Origin of the sequence: Lacticaseibacillus jixiensis, from assembly GCF_042847315.1 — a bacterium.
Taxonomy (GTDB): domain Bacteria; phylum Bacillota; class Bacilli; order Lactobacillales; family Lactobacillaceae; genus Lacticaseibacillus; species Lacticaseibacillus jixiensis.
Genome location: NZ_BAAFPR010000026.1, coordinates 1 through 19,902 on the forward strand (window position 1 = coordinate 1; position 19,902 = coordinate 19,902).

The following is a 19,902-nucleotide window of genomic DNA, read 5'->3' on the forward strand; positions in this document are numbered from 1 at the left end:
CAGAATCGTCGTTGGTCTGGTAACTTGAGGCACTGATTGGCAAGTTGCCTAAAGTTGATACGATGAAGAAACTCTTGGAACAAAACGAGCCCGGCGTCATTTGAAAGTTGACCGCCGTCGGCGGTCAGAGTCACATTGGTATTGCATTGCAGGGATAAGCTGGTTAAAGTTGAGATGGTGTGAAGCCTCGCTTTCGTGATGGTTTTCGTTGACTCAACCTTAGCATATAGGCGCACCCAATGGGTGAAACACCAAAGCAGCGCACTCCCGTGTGAATCGTGGGATTGCGCTGCTTTTTTGAAATTCTATGAATAATCCAGGATTAATTATTGGCGCTAACGGTCAAATCGCGCGCCTGGCAGAACAACAGTTGTTAAGTGAAACCAAGCATCATCTGACGTTGTTCCTGCGTGATGCCAAGCGGCTGGAAGTTGCAGACGCTGATCGCGAAACAGTCATCGAAGGCGACGCCACAGATCCAGACGCGCTGAACAAGGCCATGGCCGGTATCGATGTCGTTTATGCCAACCTGGCTGGCACCAAAACCATCGAAACCCAAGCCAAGGCTGTCGTGCAAGCAATGGACCTGGCCAAAGTCAGCCGCTTGATCTGGATCTCAACGCTTGGGATCTATGACGAAGTGCCTGGCGCTTTTGGCAAGTGGAACCATCAACAGCTTGACGACGGCTACTTGCCGACATACCGCGCAGCTGCCAAGGTCGTTGAGCATTCCGACCTTGACTACACGATCGTCCGGCCTGCTTGGCTGTCGAACGACGACACCGTTGACTATGAGTTGACGCATCGCGACGACTTGTTCAAAGGCACCGAAGTTTCCCGCAAGAGTGTGGCGGACTTGGTTGTCAAGCTGATCAACGACCCGAAGAAATATGTTCACGATTCCCTCGGCGTCAACCAGCCCAACACAGACGGCGCTAAGCCATCGTTTTACTAATATTACACACTGATTGATTTTTGTCAGCAAAAGGCGGCCTTACACCAACTCGGTGTCAGGCCGCCTTTTGCCTTACTTCATCTGTTCGCGCGTTGCGGCACTCACCCCACCTGGATGTTCAACTTGCCACTGCTGGGCTTCTTCAAGCAGCGTCTGCCAGCGCCGCGCGGTGTCTTGCGCACTGATACGCCGCAGCTCAATGTGCTTTGAAGAATTGTCGACTGTGCCTAACACCTCGCGCGGCATCAACCCAGGTGTCACGTCCAGATTCCAGAATTCGTCTTCAACTACCATCACGCGATCTTCTTGAGCCGCTTCAAGCTTCACGCGCTGCTGCTCATAGTTTTGCAAGAGCTGCTGCAGCTTCAGCAAGCTCGGCGCCGCGGTCAAACCGCGCTGGCCTGCCAGCCATTCATCAAAGTTCAGCCGGCCTTGGGCAAAACGCTCCCCCAACAAATCAAACTGATAGTGTCCCAACCCCAATTCCCGTTCACTAAAACTGCGGCTTTTGGCAATCATCTGAGCCGTTAAATTCTGCAAGACACGCTTAGGCGCGGCTGTGGCGCCGGTGAACTCGATTGCCCAATCCAAGTCGGCTTCGAAGTTCAACACATCGCCAACATGCACATCAAACGCCGCCAGATCTGCCGCCTGCAGACGCACGGTATGCGGCGGCGGATAAGTTTCATCTACTTCAGGATCTGTCATCAAAGACGCCTCGCGATCCACTGCCACCACCAGCCAGTGCACAATGGCCACTTGACCGGAATAAAACATCACCTGTTCTTCAACGGCATCAACCACTTGGCCTTGGATCAGAAACGTCAGCGAATGCTTTGCCATGCGCATTTCCTCCTATCCGCGATATACCTCATCCACCCATGCTTGCCACTGCGCTAAATTGGCCGCGTCCCATCCCGAGCGCGGGGCTAGCAGCGGCAAGTTGTGCTGCTTGGCAAACTGGTAGTCCGATTGAATTTCTTGAGCTTGTTGGTGTAAATAATCCGGATCATCAACCAAAGCCAGATCCACTGCATCGCGTGGCCGCTGTTGGCGGTGCAGCAAGGGGCTGGTGATCACTTTGTGCGGAGCCATCATGACCAATAATTGTGGCGCGATCGCGTCAAGTTCGGCGCGAATCGCTGCATTCAATTCGCGTTGGTGAGCTTGCATCTTAATCAATGCCGCAATCGCAACGGTACTTTGATGCCTAGCCAAATGCGCCACATGCGCTTGATAAGCGGCCAGTCCCGCTAAGCCTGGCCAGCTTTGCGTAGCTTTTGCCAAGTATCTGGCCAGCGTGTCTTCGCCAGGCTGGCCGTGGATGTAGCGGGCAAACCATTCCGATTGAGCTTGCAAGATCTTGCCGCGACTCTCTTTGATCATGTGTTCAACCCGGCGCAGGTCATGCGCATGCCTCAGGACTGTGACGGCATCTAGTTGTCCGCGGACTAAGATATCGTTTGAGTAGCGAAGCGGTTGATTGGCATTCAGCAGATCCGGTGTCACAAGCAGCCCTACCGTTTCGATTGGCGAATCAGTCACGGCGCGCTTGCCACGGAACACGGCATAAGCACGAACTATCACCACTTCCACGTGTTGCGGCGGCAGGTTTTGCATCTGGATCAGCAATTGTTTCGGTCGATCGATTACACCATTGATCCTAAACACTGGGGCTCGTTTCACTATTGTCACCCCTTCCTAGGTATCTTGATTATACGAACGAATCGAAAAATTCGCGAATTTTTCGCTGTGACGTTCTTAAATAAAACGCTTGCATTCTAATCTGAATCGTGGTACATTATGATCGCAACCTGCAGTGGGGTGTTGAGACTGGCAAAGTACAAGTTGGTCTGTACCCGGCATCCCTACACGAGCTGATTTGAGGGTGTATGTGTAACGGCATCCACCGCGGCTCGTGCGTTCAAAGCGCCAGAGCGCCATGAAGCCCAGCGTCTTCTCCCTGGGCAATGCCAGGACGTTATCAGATTGTGCCACGACCACCTCAGCGCACGTAGGCTTACGGTGCTGGGTACTTAACTGAATATGCAAGAGTTGTGCAAAGCGATTCTAGCGGCAGTCTGCCGTGTTGCGCCATGCAGCTCGCCGAAACCCAACAGGCAAGGGTAGACATAGCCTGTTGCGACAAATTCCACGATGGGTGAAGGCCTGATCGTGTATTTGTCGTGTTGTCTGTAAATTTGAACAGCGGTCATATCCACACGGTTTTACGAAACAAATAGAACCCGCTCAGAAATCTCGTCGCTTACGACGGTTTCTGAGCGGGTTCTATTTTCGTTATAGCTTATCGAGCGCTTAGTGACTGGTTTGGCTTAGTTGCGGTCTTTTCTCCGCTTCCAGCCTGCCAAGCCCAGCAGTGCAAGTAAGGCAGTGCCTAAGAATGCCAGTTCTGACGATGATTGATCACCAGTTTGTGGCAGTTGCCGCCGCGAAGTCTTTGCTGCTTCAGCAGTTGCCTTGGCCGTCCCAGTTTGTGTGGTGGCCGCCGCCGACGCGTTGGTATCTGGCAAGGTCGTCCGCGTTTGATCACTCAGCGTATTTGGCTGATCGCCATCTGTCGCTGGTAATGTGATCCGCGGCGTGCTGCCTTCATCCTTGGTTGGCGTGCTATTGCCATTGTTCGTTGGCGTGCCACTGCCGTTGCCGGTTGGTGTGCCACTGCCATTGTCAGTCGGTGTGCCGCTGCCGTTGTCGGTTGGTGTGCCACTGCCATTGTCAGTCGGTGTGCCGCCACCGTTGTTCGTCGGCGTTCCACCACCGTTGCCGGTTGGTGTGCCGCCACCGTTGTTCGTCGGCGTTCCACCACCGTTGTCCGTTGGCGGGTTGCCGTCTTCGTTACCGGTTGGCGGGTTGCCGTCTTCGTTGCCAGTTGGTGGGTTGCCGTCTTCATTACCGGTTGGCGGGTTGCCATCTTCATTACCGGTTGGCGGGTTGCCGTCTTCGTTGCCAGTTGGTGGGTTGCCATCCTCATTACCGGTTGGCGGGTTGCCGTCTTCGTTACCGGTTGGCGGATTACCGTCTTCATTGCCTGTTGGCGGATTCCCATCTTCGTTACCGGTTGGCGGGTTGCCGTCTTCGTTGCCTGTTGGCGGGTTGCCGTCTTCGTTGCCTGTTGGCGGGTTGCCGTCTTCGTTACCGGTTGGCGGGTTGCCGTCTTCATTACCGGTTGGTGGCGTGCCACCGCCGTTGTTTGAAGGACCATATTCACGATACAGATAGATCACGATTCCATCGGCAGATGGTGTCAACGTGTATGCGATGTCGTCGCCGCTATTGACCCCACTAAGTTGATAGTGGCCATCTAAGCCATCAGGAATATGCACCGTATAGTGAACGGTCTCACCAGTCTTGCCAGTGACCATTTCCGTCGTGAGGAGCTGATCATCAAAACCAAACTCACCCTTTTCAATGTAGGTGACTTGCAGTTCATCAGCTTTGGCAGCGTACGTGACTGTGACAGTCTCGTCCTTCAAATCTGCAGTCGGCTTTACCCCCAGCAATTCTCCGGCAATCACAGCTTGATCTGGTTGATAGCCCGGCACCTCTGGGGAAATAACTTGCGTGTAGATCCCCTCAGCCGTCGCAACGGATTGACCAGTGACCTCATCTGTTTCCACTTTCCAGTCAACGGTTTGCACAACATCTGCTGGGGCCGTGCCGCCTTCGACGACATAGTGGATGGTCCGCGTTGTGGTCGGATCATCATACGTCACCTTGTGTGTCAAGTGGACAATTAAGTTGTCAGTGTCGTTAATCGTCAGCGTGTAGCCAAGCTTGTCCGCTTGACCATCGGCAAGTACATAATGCGCCGGCACTTTGACATCATATTCACCAGTATCGCCGGTGTGGCCGTTAACCAGCTCCGATGTCACTTGCTGACCGATAACGTCATCGACATAGATTACTCGCAATGCAGCTGCGACTGGCTTGTAGGTCACCGTCGTCGTCACATTCGTTGGCGTTTGTGTCATCGTCGTCAACGTGATCGTGTCGGTTGCTGGGATATCTGCCGCATAGCCTGGAATCGATGGACTCGTTACTGAGGCAACAGTTGAGTCTTTCGGCACGTACTCCGTTTTGCCGGTTGCTTCATCCGTCGTTGCGGTCCATTCGACTGTATGGGTGACTGGTTGCGGCAGCAGCGCAGCCGGCAAGCCAGTGTAGTTTACGGTGTAAGACGTTACAACTGTCGCTGTTGTCTTAGCGTGAACCAAGTGAATGACCACATCTTGGTTGTTGTTTGCCTTGAAAGCATACGCTCCCTTCTTTGCTTGACCTGGTGCCAAAATGTATCCGCTTGGCACAATGGCTTGCCAGTTGGTGCTGGTATCGGTGCGGCCGGCAAGGGTGCCAAGGCCGCCGACTTGGGCCTCATCGTTATCATCATCCACATACTGCACATGGATCTGTTGCATGTCAGGCTTGTAGGTGACTGTGACCTCGGTGTTCTTAAGCTCAGAGACCGGCATCCCATCAAGTCCGACTTGCGCAACTTTTGCCTTATCCGGTGTATAGCCTGGCACATCCGGACTAACCACCTCGTAATAAGCTCCCGTAGGTGTTGCGACCGCTTCGCCGGTAACCAGATCTTCACTGGTCTTCCAGTTAACCGTTTGCTTAACTTGCTTTGGCGCAGCTGCAGAGCCGTTAACGACATAGGTGATCGTCCGAGTTGTCGCAGCAGTGCCTTGCTTGATATCGTGGGTCAGGTGCACTGTCAAGTTGTCTGTGTCGTCAGTTGTCAGCGTGTAAGCAAGTTTGTCCGCTTGCCCATCAGCCAGTACATAATGCGTCGGCACTTTGACTGTATATTCACCAGTACCGCCAGTTTGTCCGTTAACCGTCTCTGACGTTACTTTCTCACCGGCAACATCATCAACATAGGTCACACGCAATGTGGCTGCAGCAGGATTGTAAGTCACGGTGACCGTCTCATTGGCTGGAAGTGCACCAGTTGTCGCTGGTACCTGCTCGAGATCAACTTGGGTCTGATCTGGAACATAGCCTACCAGTGTTGGCGACTTAACCAGTTCATAGGCATCTTGTGGTGTCGCCACAGTCTGCTTCGTGACTTGGTCGGTCACGGTCTTCCAGTTGATAGTCTGAGTCACAGTCGCCGGTGCGTCCGGCGCGTTGTCACCAGTGACGACATAGGCGATGGTCCGCGTCGTGGTAGCTGTGCCGTAAGTCAGCTTGTGCGTCAAGTGAATGACCACATCCTGGTTGTTTTCCGCTCTGAAAGCATAGGTGCCTTTCGCTTGCTGGCCTGGCGTCAGAACATACCCGCTTGGCACATTGGCCTCCCAGTTGACACTAGTGTCAGTACTGCCAGTAAGCGTGCTAAGGTTGCCAACTTGCGCTTCATTGTTATTATCGTCCACATACTTGACGTTGATCTGCTGCTTGTCAGGATTGTAGGTGACCTTCACTGCGATATTTGCCAAATCAGCAGTTGGCTTAGCGCCAAGGCTGACTTGTGCGACTTGCGACGGATCCGGCGTATAACCTGGCACATCCGGACTAACCACCTCGTAATAAGCCCCCGAAGGCGTTGCAACCGATTCACCGGTAACCAGGTCTTTACTGGTCTTCCAGTTCACCGTTTGCTTAACCTGCTTTGGCGCTGTTGCTGAGCCGTTAACGACATAGGTGATCGTCCGAGTTGTCGCAGCAGTGCCTTGCTTGATATCGTGGGTCAGGTGCACTGTCAAGTTGTCTGTGTCGTCAGTTGTCAGCGTGTAAGCAAGTTTGTCCGCTTGCCCATCAGCCAGTACATAATGCGTCGGCACTTTGACTGTATATTCACCAGTACCGCCAGTTTGTCCGTTAACCGTCTCTGACGTTACTTTCTCACCGGCAACATCATCAACATAGGTCACACGCAATGTGGCTGCAGCAGGATTGTAAGTCACGGTGACCGTCTCATTGGCTGGAAGTGCACCAGTTGTCACTGGTACCTGCTCGCGATCAACTTGGGTCTGATCTGGAGTATAGCCCACCAGTGTCGGCGCCTTAACCAGTTCATAGACAGTCTGCGGTGTCGCCACAGTCTGCTTCGTGACTTGGTCGGTCACCGTCTTCCAGTTGATAGTCTGGACCACTGCAGTTGGCGCTGCTGGCGCATTGTCACCAGTGACGACATAGTTGATCGTCCGCGTTGTTTCAGCTGTCCCATAAGTCAACTTGTGCGTCAGGTGGATCCGCACATTATTTGTCGTCGCCGTCAAAATGTTGGAAACAACTTGTCCATCAGACAATCCTTGTCCTGTTACTAAGGCATAGCCATCTGGCACATGAACAGGAAAGGTTACTTCGTCACCAACGCCGCCATTTTGCGTGGTTTGCGTGCCGACGATCGCGCCGTCGTTGTCATCGTCATAATACGTCACCGTTTGCGTTGCAGCATTCGGAGTGTAAGTGACGGTAACCGCCTCGTTACCCGGAATTGCACCAGTTGTCGCTGGCACAACTTCCCGATCAACTTGGTTCTGATCTGGCGTGTAACATGTCAAGGTCGGCGTCTTAACCAATTCATAGGCATCTTGCGGCGTCGCCACAGTCTGCTTGGTGACTTGGTCTGTCACTGTCTTCCATTTAATATTCTGAGTGACTGCACTTGGCACCGCCGGTTTGTTGTCACCAGTGACGACATAATTGATCGTCCGCGTCGTTTCAGCTGTCCCGTAGGTCAGCTTATGCTTCAGATGGATCGTGACATTATGCGGGCCTGACGCCAACGTATAGTTTACCGACTGTCCATCCTTCAGTTCCTGCCCTGGTGTCAAATAGTAGTCATCAGGTACATCGACCGTGTAGCTGACCTTGTCACCTACTTTGCCATCTTGAGTTGCAGTTGTACCTACTTTGGCACCATCGTTGTCATCGTCAACGTACGTCACTGTTTGACTGGAGTCATTAGGACTATATGTGATTGTGACGTCCTGATCCGTTGGCTCGGTGGTTGTAGCCGTCAATTGTTGAGCAGCCACACTCGCTGGCGACGGTGTATACCCGTCAACTTGCGGTGCGTTGACCGCGTTAACCGTCGGGGTTTGCGGCGTGTAGGTCTTGATACCTGTGATGACATCGGTTGCTGCAGTCCATTGCACAGACTGATGATGAGCTTCCGGAGTCAGCTCAGCCGGCAACCCCGCATATTGGACAGTATAGTCGGTCGTCACCGTACCCGCAGGTTGAGTTTGATGAACCAAGTGGATGATGAAATCATCAGTATCGTCAATTGTCATATGATAGTGGATTTCAAGAGATTGACCAGTGGCAAACTCGTAATTATCAGGTGCCGTTGGAACGTAAGTCGCATTTTGACCGAGGTAGCCCTTAATCATTTCCGTGGAAACGACTACATGCTTCTCTGGACCATCTGGATCATCCTTGTCTAGGTCGATATATGTCACTTTTGTTCTGGCCGGATCGAATTTGTAAGTCACTGTCTGAGTATCATCATGTGGTTCGACTTTCGTAAATTCCGGCGTATAAGTCGTCCGATCTTTATCTGGATGATACCCAGTGATCTGTGGTGTTTCGACAACAATCTCGGTCGTATCAGTTGGTGTGTACGTAGTCGCCTTTGTGATGTCATCGGTGTCCTTCGTCCACGTGATTGTGTGCGGTACGGATTCAGGCAACACACCTTCAGGCACTTGAGCTGCAGGGTCACCAACATAAACCGTCGTAGTCGTCGAGGTCACAGTAGCCTTGGTATGGTGGTGAACCAAGTGCACGGTAATATTGTCTGTATCATCTGCCGTGATCATGTAGTGAACCGTGTTATGAACTTCGCCGTCTTTGTCCTTGGCCAGCTCATAGCCAACTGGTACCTTCACAGGATAATCACCAGCAGCACCAACTTCGCCAGAAATCGGCTTCAAATCTGGCACAGGCACAACTACCTGATTGTTGTCATCATCGACATACTTCACCGTCAGGTCTGCCTTTGGCGTGTCAGTCGTCAGTTCATATTGAACAACATCGCCATCAAAGTCATACTTCGCCACTTGTCCGAAGGTTGCCGTGCCGTTAGGGTGAGTGGCATCATATTCTTTACCACCATTACCCAAGTTCAAAACGGTGCGACTATTTTCTACCAGATGATAACCTTCCGGAATCAACGCTGTGCTTGCAGCGTCAAGTGTCTGCGGGAAGTCTGCTTCCTGCATCGTGTCCTTGCCATCTGCATATTGTTTGGTCAGGTCAGGCAGATCAATATACTGATCCTGACCATCCTTCTTATAGTGCAAACGAGCAGTTACAGTATCAGTGGCAGTAACCGTAATCTTGGCAGCACTGTCTTTGGTAGACAGTAACGCAGGTGCATTAGACGCATAGAATGCAGTCTGCAAATAACCGACCCTACCATCGTCATCCAAGATCGTTTCGTCAACACCTGGAATTTGAATCCGCCCAGTCTCAGTACGACTAGGAATCGTGCCTACATTAATGAAGATCGACTTGATTGCGCCCCAGTCCGTAACCAGTTCTTTAGGAACATAACCATTAGTAGGGAATGTGGTCTGGTCTGCATTCAATGTCGCCCGTTCCGTTGAATACAAAGCCGTCGCATTCATCGGACTCCCGTTAGCAAAGGTACTTGGTAACACCACAGGACCACTCAACCTAAAATTAAAAGTAGAACCTTGATCATCGCCGGCTTGAGGTAAGTTGACGACTTCAAATGCCTTAGTGGCATCAGTACTTGTCGCATCGATCATATTAACGTAGAAGTTGCCTGCTTTGTACCCGTGAATTTCCGATACACCAGCAGCCGCTGGAGACTCATCCTGATTACCTTGCGCCAATGCTGCAGAGAATCGCGCGTCAGCCATGTCGATCTTCCAATTTTTATTATAATAATCCAACGTACCTGCTGGCACAGACTTCAATAAGATTGGATCAGTAACTTTAGCAAGATCCTTCTGTAGTGGTGTGTTTGGCGAATATACCAGCAACTGAAGTGGATACGTACCTGCTACTGCATCAGGCAGATTGTCGAAGAACACACGTGAATATGAGCGAGTGGGTTTCGACGTATCGACGGAAATCCCAGTGCCAGTGTAATCAAAGGCAATCAAAGTCCTGCCGTCTTCAAGGGTCGTCGTTGAAACTTTAGCACCATGTACGGAGGCTTCATCAACATAGCCATGCAGTTGCGGTGGCAGCACTGCATACATAATCGGCTCTTTGATTAAATTGGTGGTCTGCCCATAAATACCAGATGCTAACGTGATTTCCCCTGCTTTTATCTTACCAGGAAATGATGAATCATCATCAATTGCATTAGACCAGCCCGCAACATGCGCCTGGAGTCCGACAACGGTTTGTGTAGTCAACGAGCCTTTGATCTCGCTTGCACCAACAACGCTGATTGCTATCGAGGTCGTCAGCTGATCACCCGGCTTAACTGGCGCACCACTATCATAAGTCTTTGACAGTGTCCCCAGTAGCACCATACCATCCGTCAAATTCCCATCATCATCACGATAGTTCTTGGAATGCGCGCCTGGCGCCAAGACATTAGGAGTCAGCTCGATCTTACGGATTGGAGAATCACCTGATCGCGTAAATGTGCCGCCTGCACCGACAGTTCCACTCTGGGTCGTCCCATCAGCTAAAGTAAGCGTATAAGCATATGAAGTGGTACCCGGCATATAAGCTGCTGTGCCATCAATTTGTTCACTTGGCACTTGCATGCCGGTAGCATCAAAGCCATCAGGAACGGTGATGGTCAAGGTTGCTTTTGTTTGCGGCAATAACCCTTGATAGCTGACCGTAAAGGCATTTAAGAAATGAAGCGGTTGGCTCGTCTCAGCCTCAGAAGCCAAGGTGAGCTTGTCGCTGGCAACTGAACCATTACCAGCCACCTGAACATCGCCAAGCACCTTCAAATCACTACCGTCACCATCGCCAGCTGGTTGCATTGTTTCCGACCAAGGATTCTTAGCAGTGGCAGTTAGAGTTGGTGCATCTTCACCGTCACCAAGCTTCTGAACCAATGTTGCTGGGCCAGAAGCGGTTAGCGGTTTAGGATCAGCAGTCGGTGCCACGTCGTATTTTCCCACCAGTTGGTAACCATCTCCATGGTAGGTGAATCCACTACCTTTAGGCACCGTAATGATAATGTCACTGCCAGCACCACCAGGTTGAGCAATCGTCGTTTGATCATTGAAATGATTAAGTTGTTTGGTTAAATCCGTATTCAAGACAAAATGCGGCGGAACGGGGATCGTAATGGTCGTCCCATAATTTACGACCCGGTTGATGCCACCTGTCGGATCACTTGTCGCATCATGGGTTCCACTTACCTCTGGGGTAGTGAACTGATACACGTAATCTGTTTGTGGTAACAGATTACCAAGGTCTCCTTTGGGATATTCACGCACGATTGGATTAATTGTAATCTTGGGAGACACAGTCTGTGTCATCGTAATTGGCGTCTGCTTGTCACCGTTAACCGTGTAAGTAATCTGATCCGTCGTAGTACCGATATCATTGAATGGTGAAGTCGGCATATCCGGATGGTAGTTGCCGTAAACGTGAAGCATTAGTTTCTGGGTGACACTAGCATCAGCTTTGAAAGTATTGGTGATCGTCCACGTATTATTTTCTGTATTTTGCGTCCGTTCCGTCGTCCCGACTGCAGCTGGCAACGGCTCTACCTTGCTACCGTCAAAATTCCATGCAGCATGCACTGCAGGAATCGTAATGGTAAAGACATCACCAGCGTGACCAGTCATATTAAATAAGGCCGTCATGTCTTTACCAGCAGCTACACTAGTGCCAAATCCAAGCGTGGTCGTCGGAATGTCAACAGTGGCACTGGCGTTAGAGGCTGGCGCAGGAGCTGGTGCTGGGGCGGCAGTCGCGTCGACCATAGTCTTGGTTTGGGCAACTTTGATCGTGGAATTAGCGCCAATAGTTGCAGTCGATGTTGCTTGCTGGCTACCCGCTTGCGGCGTAATTGACGCACTCACAGCTTTGGTTGGTCCAGCTGTCACAGGTTTCGTGTCGGCTGAAGTTTCTGTTGCAGGCGCAACCGGAGCATCATCAGGCTTAGTGTCTGAAGCAGCGGCCTGCGAAGCCTTTGTCGTATCAGAAGCCGTTGCTTCACTCGCCGTGATATCAGTAGACTTGTTCGCAACAGATGCGTCCGTAGTCGTGTCGGCTACAGACGTGCTGGTTGCAGCTGCTTTAGCAGTATCAGTTGCTGTATTATCTTGACTCTTCACAGAATCAGTCGCAGCTGTTGCGTCCTGGGCGTTCGTTACCGGCGAAGTCGTTGCAGTTTCACTTGCAGCCTTTGGCGCATCGGCAGCGGCCGTGCTTGAGGCAGGCGCGTTAGCTGCAGACGTACTCGTTGTAGCAGCTTTAGCGACATCTGTCGTCGCAACAACCGGTGCCTTCGCAGGCTCAACCGGAGCCGATGTATTCTGATCAGGTTCAGGTGCGTTCTTTGTTTCAGTTGCCGCTGCAGCCGGCGCAGTCACCGTCAGCGTCCCGGCTTTCACCTGCGTCGCTTGGATCTTGGCACCGAGATTGGCGTTTTGCAGATCCTTCAACCCTTGGGCGCTGAGCGTGACAGAATAAGTATCAGCTTGGCCGGCCACCGGCGTCAGAGTGAAGTCCGCCGCCGTCCAAGTTGGGGCCTTAAAGCCCGCAGTTAATTGGACGTCAAAAGTCGCGCCAGCTTTGGTAGCCGCCGTTTTGCTTTGAATGGTGGCCACAGCTTGCGCTTGGGCCTGTTCGCCTGGCTCGCTTGGCTCACTGGCATGCACTGATGTTGGTTGCGCCATCATCATGGTGCCTGCGAAGAACAGGGACAAACCGGCTACAGCCCACATTTTGCCATCTTTGTACATTTTGTAATGACGTTTCTCATCCACCGTCATTGAGAATAATTTATTACGTAGATTGTGCCTTGGCATGATTACCAAACTCCTCCCGGCACACTCCTATCACAGTTCCCCCGAAATGTGATCCTTACGCCATAAGTGTACAACGTGTGTATCAAAAAATAAATCAATAATTGTAAGAAATACTTATATTTCCTGGAACGTGTCTGTCACAGTTCCAGCCAGCTTGGCCAACATACTACTACAACGAATGCTATGCATCAGCATTCACCAATGTACAAAAAATTCGCTACACCGCTTCAGTCTGCTAATCCACTGAAACAATATAACGAATTATCGATATACACTACTCGCCTAACACCACCACATGCTTGCCGACATACCGCCCTGATTCCAGATTGGCTTGTGCCTCACCAACTTGCTCAAGGCCGTGATAAACCTTGGCAATCGGCACCGTCAGTTCTTTTGCAGCAACAGCTTTGAGCACCTGATCAAAAGCTTCTGCCGGCAAGTCTTTGGCTTCGCCGGCGTAACTGGTTAAGGTCTTGCCGCTGGGGATCATAAACGGTGAGAAATGCGCGATATCCCAGCCGCCGCCAAGACCGCCGGTGAAGCAAACGCGCCCGCTGGCAGCGACTGCATCAAATGTATCAAACAGCGTCGTCGTGCCCACCAGCTCCAAAGCTTTGTCCACGCCATCAGGCAACAACTTATGGACCTGCGGCGCAAGCTTACCGTCGTCAAGCAAGACATGAGTGGCGCCAAAGTCCTTGAGCTTGTCGACTTTGGCGGGGTTGCGCGTGGTGGCCAACACGGTGGCGCCGACCATTTTGGCCAAGGCGATGCTCATTAAGCCGACAGTTGAAGAGCCGCCGCGGATCAAGACCGTTTCGCCGGCTGCAAGCGCCAAGCCGGTGTGCAATGAGCCGTAGCTGGTTTGCAGCATCTCAGGCAAGGCGCCGACAGTTGCCCAGTCAAGCGTCGTGTTAATGGGAATCATTGCCGCATGCGGCACCAAGCAGTACTGCGCGTAGGCGCCATCAATGGCACGGCCCATGCCGCCCATCATCATGGCCACCTGCTGGCCCACGGCGTAAGGCGAATCAGGGGCAGTTGCTGAAACGATACCGACGCCTTCGATGCCTAAGATCCGCGGATATTGAAAATCGCCATCTGACTCGCCTTTGCGGCTGGTGACTTCAGATTCGTTGACACCAAAAGCCTTGACTTGCACCACATCAGCGCCTGCCTTGAGTTTAGGCGTGGGCACCGTCACTGGTTTCAAATCACTTGCCGCACAGGGTTCAGTCAGTTTAATTGCTTGCATAAAAATTTCCTGCTATATAAAATGTGGAAGAATGTCTAATGACACTAGTAAAGGATTATATTTTTCCTTTCTTAGTTGTACATTCATTATTTTATTCGGTCCCGTTAACACCAGTATTCTTACGTTGGTAGTAACCTCGCAACATTGACTGGCTCTTGAACCTCTAGGACACAGCCTGCCCCTGAGCGTATTGAATCAAATTCTGTACGGCATTCTCGTCACGCTCGAGTTGAGCGCCACAGCCGTAACAATGAAACTCGTGATGTTTCGTACCATGAAGTTGATTACCTGCCAAGGTCAGTTTATCGTCGCCGGTTTTCACCAACCCACACCGACTGCACCGCTGTGTGCTAGGGTAGAACCGATCAACTATAACCAGTTGACGGCCATACCATTGCGCCGTGTCCTTCATCAGCAGTTTGAAGCGACCGAACAACGAGCGATGTAAGTTCTTCGCCAGTCGTTTGTTCATCTTCATACGCTTAACGTCCAAGTCCTCAATGGCAAGCGTGCCATTAGCTTTTACCAACATCGTCGTGAACTTCTGCAAGAGGTCGTTTTGAATCCGTGTCACTTTCTGATAGGTCCGCTGCAACTTGGTTTTCGTTGTGCGGTAGTTGTTGGAACGAAAGTGATTGGGATTCGCCTGACGTTTGCGGGCGAGCCGCCGCTGGTACAAGGACACGCGGTTATACAAACTGGCCAGTTGCTCAGTCAAGACGCGGATGACAGACATTGCTTCGACATTGCTATAGACAAATTTGCCAATGTTGGCATCGACGCCGCATACTCGTTGGCTTTCTGGTAACGGAACAGGTTTGTCCACGTCAATGCTTAGGCAAGCGTAATAGCCATCCGCTTCTTTAACAATGGCAGCCAATTTGATCGAGCCTTGCCAACGTGGTTTCTCAGCCAGGCAGATATCATACCATCGGTCACAATAGCCGCGCGGTTTATCCAACCGCAACTTACCATTAACGATGGTCGCCCGATCGGTCTTAAAGCTGCGCCGACTGCGCTTCTTTGACTTGAACTGCGGTTTACGATGGTCTGGCATTTCCGGGTTGAAGAAATTCGCCCAAGCCTGGGCCAAGTCATTAACTGCCAATTGCAAGATCCGCGCGGAACGACTATATTGCCAGTCTGCTTTGTTGTTAACTAATTCATTGCGGACTTTACGTTCATTAGGCCGCACCGTCTTATTTGCCAGCACGAGTGACGCATCATACATCTCGTTCCACGTGGCAAGCGCCTGATTGTAACAATACCGGCGGTAATCGCATGCCTGCTCCAATACGCGGCGCATCGTCGCATTCGGATAGCAACGGAGCTTGTGCGTTCTCAACATGTTTTCACCTCCAGCTTGCTTATAGATATCATAGCAAATTAAGATGAGGATACCCTGTCGAGACATGATGAAAACCGTCATCATCTGTCCATGCATCAGTCAGCGATTTTTCACGAGTTTATCATTTTGTAGCCGTTAGTCATTCTGCCTTCCACTTGATTACCACAGAACGACTAATTGCTACAAATTAACACATTGTGCCACATTTTCGATTACTGTTGACGACCTCCTTCTAACGTATTGCGGCGCTTAGTTGACGGCATACTCCAGCCAGCCATATTGCGTCGCCCCATTTTCCACCAGCGTATCGCCGGAATTCAATTGCCATAAGCGGTCTTGGACCTGCAGGTGTTGCGCTTCACAGTAAGCTTTCAACGCATTCAAGCCGCGATCAATGCCGGCAGCGGTGTTTTCGATCCACACCCGCACATAACGGCCGGCGGGCTTTTGAAGCAGCGGCAGATAATCTGCGCTGTCAGCTTGATCGGTGGCTTTCAAGATCCGAAAACCGGCATCTTTGTAACCCGCCGGATCACTCACCGGCAAATCAGTCAAGAAACCAGACGTTGCCGTGTCCAGCAAAGTCATGGCATCGAGTTCTTGATAGAACTCTGCAAACAGCTGCGCCACTTCTTGTTCGGTGCAATCTACGGCCTTGCGCGAACACCAGAACGTCGAAGGCGCCAGGGTGGCCACTTCAGGCACATACAACTGCGGCGCTTGCGCTTGGGCCTGCTGGTGCAGCCGCTGATCCAACACCGCTTCAATGCGCTGCAGCTTCTTGATCTGGTCGCTGATTTTGCCTTGGGCTTGGCGCAGCACCGGAAAAGCCGGCTGGCCGCCGCCTTGAATGGCCTTGATTTGCGCCAGCGATAACCAATATTGCGCAAACCCAGGATCGTCATTAGATCATATAGTTGTTTATAATCATAGTAGCGATAGCCTGAAGCGCTTTTGTGCGCCGGGGTAAACACCCCTTGTTCGTCATAGAAAATCAGCGTCCGCCGGGTGGTATTGGCCAGCTTCGCCATGTCACTAATTTTAAGCATTGAACCGTCCTTTGCATTGACTGTAACGCGACGTGATAGTTTATAACTAGTGTAGCACAATTGGCACAGGCATTATCGTGATCGATCGCCGCAACAAGTTCAGTGTAAACCGTCCCGCAACGTGACAGTCAACCCATTAATTTCAAGAAAGGATCCATCATGTCAATTCAAGATGATATCTTTAAGCACCGGCAGCCAGACGCCGCCAAACTCAAGCACTTCGGCTTCACCCATGACCAAGACCAGTGGCGCTATCAGACCCCGCTGGTGCAAGGCTTCGAGTTAGTCGTGACGATCAAAGACGACACGGTCACCACCACCGTGATCGATCAAGAATCCGGCTTGCCCTATGTCTTGCATCTGGATCCGGCCAACTCCGGCATGTTTGTCGGCCAGATCCGCGGTGCATATGTCGCCACACTTGAAGCAATCGCCAAGGATTGCTTTGTGCCCACCATGTTCACTACCGGGCAAATGGACGCCATGATCGACGCCATCGGCAACAAGTACGATGAACACCCAGAATTCTTATGGGCCAACTTTCCCAACAATGCGATCATTCGCCGCAGCGACAATCGCAAGTGGTACGCCTTGCTGGTGAAAGTCTCTGCCGATAAACTCGGCCTAAACGGGACCGATGACGTGGATGTGTTGGTGGCGCGAGCCGAGCCTGAAGTCGTGACGTCACGCCTCAACGCCAAAACGGCGCTGCCGGCTTATCATATGAACAAGCAACACTGGCTCTCTTATCAACTGGACAACGGCACACCGCTGGAAACGCTGATGGGGTATGTCAAGGCCAGTCGGGAGCTGGCGAAATAATCAAGGGACTTAACCGCATTATAGCCATCTTTGTCCTCACTCACTCTTGATCACAAATTAATGAAATAGGGCCATAACCATAAAATCGTAATGATTTCTGGTTATGGTCCTATTTATCAGACGAAGATGCGCTTAAATTCTTGTTAGTTTAATTCTAGTATGAGAATATTATTAAACGCATCTCGCTATTTTGAGACGTCATCAAAGGGGGAACGTTAAATGGAGTGGGAAGAATTCACTTATTCGGCCTTAAAACAACTAAAACCAAGACTCAGTTTTGTAGAGTATCAACTGATCATCAATGACAATCGTACAGATCAGCGAATTTCAATCCGGCAAGATCAGTATGCACTATTAGGTGCACTACGGTTAAAGATACGGGTGCTTGAGATTTTAGAGTGGCGACTAGGTCTGAACCATCATGCTTCGGCAGAGTTAACTGGCGTGATTTGCCCAACTCTTGCTGCTCAGTTCGGCACCTTATTGGAACCAATTCGACAAGCCGACAAACCCACCTCAGGGTCAGAAATAACTGGTTTACGCATGCTTGGTTTCCTGTACGCGCGACTCTCTGAGCAACATGCTGAGCACGTAATTACAGAGCTCTGCAAGAACATGCAGTTGCCTGCGAGGATTTCATTTGAATCGGCACTCAAAATCAACCATCAATCGATTGTTGCGGTCGAACGATCAGAAAGCTACGTCGATCGCAAACCAAGCTTCCAAATCAAGCACAATGGAATCGCAATTGTTTCTGGACCCTCTCGAGAGGCAGTTGAAAGTACTTATCTACTGCGAAAATTTGGCAAAGATTTGCGAGAGCTAAAACACGTTCCACGATATCGTCGGCATCATGCACCGCTCAGCTGGGCAGTATGGTTATTACCGAATCAGTTCTCGAAATACTGGCAGCTTAACGATCAGGATGCAATTGACTTAATGGACGACTCGCCTCAGCACAAGAAAGATCGCTTAATACTGCAAAGAATCGGTAAACTGCAATTGCATTCTGCGCTTGTCATACATCGGATTCGCCACACAAGCGTCGATTTCAAGTTTGATGACTTATGCTGCGCATTATATGAAAGCCTCATCATGCCCGATTATATCCAAGATTCGGATCAACGCGAAGACTTCTTATTCGAATTTGTGGGCTTCTGGCAAATTAAACGACATGCCGTGTTGCCAGCAATTTGGGTCGAATTGAAACGTCATACAACGAGTACAATAAGTTCTAAGCCCCACGAATCACTTGTAGCTACACCAGTAAATGGTGCCATTATCAGCAACACCGTTCAAACCAAGTGCTCCGCCAAGACACAGGAATACATAGACAGCGTCGCAAAACATCATCGTCAAGTCAGCATCGGTGAATATCCACCAATAACGAATGTTAGCGTAGATCAGACATTTCCCGCTCTGTTAAAATCACTACATCAACTTGATGAAATTAAAAGTATTGCCTGGTTTAGTAAATCAACGCTACCTGTAGATGTCATGGCAATTGGCACATTTCTGCTTCGGTCACGTATCGAACATCAGGTGAGCGTAAACGTAGTAGGTAGCTATCTTCCAACCAAAGTAAGACCCCACAAGAAACACTTAAAGCCGCATCAGAAGATGTACGCAGCGCTTATTCAGGCCGGCGCCATTATTAAGCACACTGCCTCATATGCGAATATGCAGTCGTTTCTGCAAATCAATTATCAATATCAAACCATTATTATTCAATCAGCTACGAAAGATGAGCTCGCATTTACAAGACATGGACAGCAGCATTCTTGGCCAAGTGTCACAATTACTTGCTGTACATATGCGCATCCACTAGCGCAAACATTGCATGCCCAGCAACTTGAGCTTACCAGACAAGAACAAGCTCGTTTGACAGACGAACAACATCAAACCACTTCCGCAAAAACCAAGGCACAACGCCTTGCCAAGCCCCATACGTTAAATACGAGAGATTATTTTAAGGAGCGCTTAGCAGCAGTCACTGACGTCGAGATCAAGAATCGACTCAAGGAATGGATGAAATATCAGCCAGATATCATCCAACAGAATATTTCTATCGTACATCAGCCATATTTCGCGTTATTCTTTAAATCACGACATGTCGTGATTTTAGATTCGTTTGAGCCTAAGAACGCATACTTCGTTTTCTACGATAAGACATTGAAAGAGGTCGTCTCACACGTCCGCCATCTCAAAAGTAAACAGGCAGTTCTTCAATATTCAAGCATGGTGAAACGGGGCTATCATGATACTGAGCCTATCAGTTGGCGGGTAAGGAGGATATTCCTACGACAACTGTAAAGCAGGTTATTTTCCTGTAGACCGTACCCGTCTAAGTGTTTCGTACCTCGATGATCCAATTCTAAGGTTTCTTATCCGTCCATCCCCATGGTCCCACACAAGTGGATTCATATAACATGAAGAAAAATGTAAAACACCCTGCAACGGCAGGAATGAAACACCGGTACATTCATCACTCACGTGAGTGTACTGTACAAATT

The 19,902-nt window shown here is 50.6% G+C and carries 9 protein-coding genes and 1 pseudogene; 3 read left to right on the forward strand and 7 right to left on the reverse strand.

From position 1 onward, the window contains the following. Nucleotides 1–307: 307 nt before the first annotated feature. Nucleotides 308–955, forward strand: a complete 648-nt coding sequence (locus tag ACGG90_RS12635) for an SDR family oxidoreductase (RefSeq protein ID WP_390409936.1) — start codon at nucleotides 308–310, stop codon at nucleotides 953–955. 72 nt (nucleotides 956–1,027) lie between these two features. Here the strand turns inward: ACGG90_RS12635 and ACGG90_RS12640 are convergent, their stop codons facing one another. The 7 genes and pseudogenes from ACGG90_RS12640 to ACGG90_RS12670 form a co-directional block, all read right to left on the reverse strand. After that, nucleotides 1,028–1,798, reverse strand: a complete 771-nt coding sequence (locus ACGG90_RS12640) for a hypothetical protein (protein WP_390409938.1) — start codon at nucleotides 1,796–1,798, stop codon at nucleotides 1,028–1,030. Between the two features lie 12 nt (nucleotides 1,799–1,810). Then, nucleotides 1,811–2,641, reverse strand: a complete 831-nt coding sequence (locus tag ACGG90_RS12645; RefSeq protein WP_390409940.1) for a hypothetical protein — start codon at nucleotides 2,639–2,641, stop codon at nucleotides 1,811–1,813. 647 nt (nucleotides 2,642–3,288) lie between these two features. After that, nucleotides 3,289–12,915, reverse strand: a complete 9,627-nt coding sequence (locus ACGG90_RS12650) for a mucin-binding protein (protein WP_390409942.1) — start codon at nucleotides 12,913–12,915, stop codon at nucleotides 3,289–3,291. Nucleotides 12,916–13,189: 274 nt separating this feature from the next. Next, a complete protein-coding gene (locus tag ACGG90_RS12655; RefSeq protein ID WP_390409944.1) occupies nucleotides 13,190–14,170 on the reverse strand; it encodes a zinc-binding dehydrogenase in 981 nt (326 codons plus the stop codon). A 163-nt stretch (nucleotides 14,171–14,333) separates the two neighbouring features. Continuing rightward, nucleotides 14,334–15,518, reverse strand: coding sequence for an RNA-guided endonuclease InsQ/TnpB family protein (locus tag ACGG90_RS12660; RefSeq protein ID WP_390409946.1), 1,185 nt, complete (start codon nucleotides 15,516–15,518; stop codon nucleotides 14,334–14,336). 249 nt (nucleotides 15,519–15,767) lie between these two features. Further along, the gene (locus ACGG90_RS12665) at nucleotides 15,768–16,340 is read right to left on the reverse strand and encodes a transcriptional regulator (protein ID WP_390409986.1); all 573 of its coding nucleotides are present in this window, start codon (nucleotides 16,338–16,340) and stop codon (nucleotides 15,768–15,770) included. A 107-nt stretch (nucleotides 16,341–16,447) separates the two neighbouring features. Then, nucleotides 16,448–16,567: pseudogene (locus tag ACGG90_RS12670) on the reverse strand (MerR family DNA-binding transcriptional regulator); the annotation flags it as partial. Between the two features lie 159 nt (nucleotides 16,568–16,726). Between ACGG90_RS12670 and ACGG90_RS12675 the strand changes: the two are divergent. Both ACGG90_RS12675 and ACGG90_RS12680 read left to right on the forward strand, forming a co-directional pair. Then, a complete protein-coding gene (locus ACGG90_RS12675) occupies nucleotides 16,727–17,389 on the forward strand; it encodes an MmcQ/YjbR family DNA-binding protein (RefSeq protein ID WP_390409947.1) in 663 nt (220 codons plus the stop codon). A gap of 219 nt (nucleotides 17,390–17,608) precedes the next feature. Beyond that, nucleotides 17,609–19,702: a hypothetical protein gene (locus tag ACGG90_RS12680; protein WP_390409949.1), complete on the forward strand. Its 2,094-nt coding sequence runs from the start codon at nucleotides 17,609–17,611 to the stop codon at nucleotides 19,700–19,702. Nucleotides 19,703–19,902: the final 200 nt, after the last annotated feature.

Excerpts from the sequence above, each read along its gene's own strand:
- ACGG90_RS12635 (WP_390409936.1), top strand. The coding sequence starts at position 308 with ATGAATAATCCAGGATTAATTATTGGCGCTAACGGTCAAATCGCGCGC.
- ACGG90_RS12640 (WP_390409938.1), bottom strand. The coding sequence starts at position 1,798 with ATGGCAAAGCATTCGCTGACGTTTCTGATCCAAGGCCAAGTGGTTGAT.
- ACGG90_RS12650 (WP_390409942.1), bottom strand. The coding sequence starts at position 12,915 with ATGCCAAGGCACAATCTACGTAATAAATTATTCTCAATGACGGTGGAT.
- ACGG90_RS12655 (WP_390409944.1), bottom strand. The coding sequence starts at position 14,170 with ATGCAAGCAATTAAACTGACTGAACCCTGTGCGGCAAGTGATTTGAAA.
- ACGG90_RS12660 (WP_390409946.1), bottom strand. The coding sequence starts at position 15,518 with ATGTTGAGAACGCACAAGCTCCGTTGCTATCCGAATGCGACGATGCGC.
- ACGG90_RS12675 (WP_390409947.1), top strand. The coding sequence starts at position 16,727 with ATGTCAATTCAAGATGATATCTTTAAGCACCGGCAGCCAGACGCCGCC.
- ACGG90_RS12680 (WP_390409949.1), top strand. The coding sequence starts at position 17,609 with ATGGAGTGGGAAGAATTCACTTATTCGGCCTTAAAACAACTAAAACCA.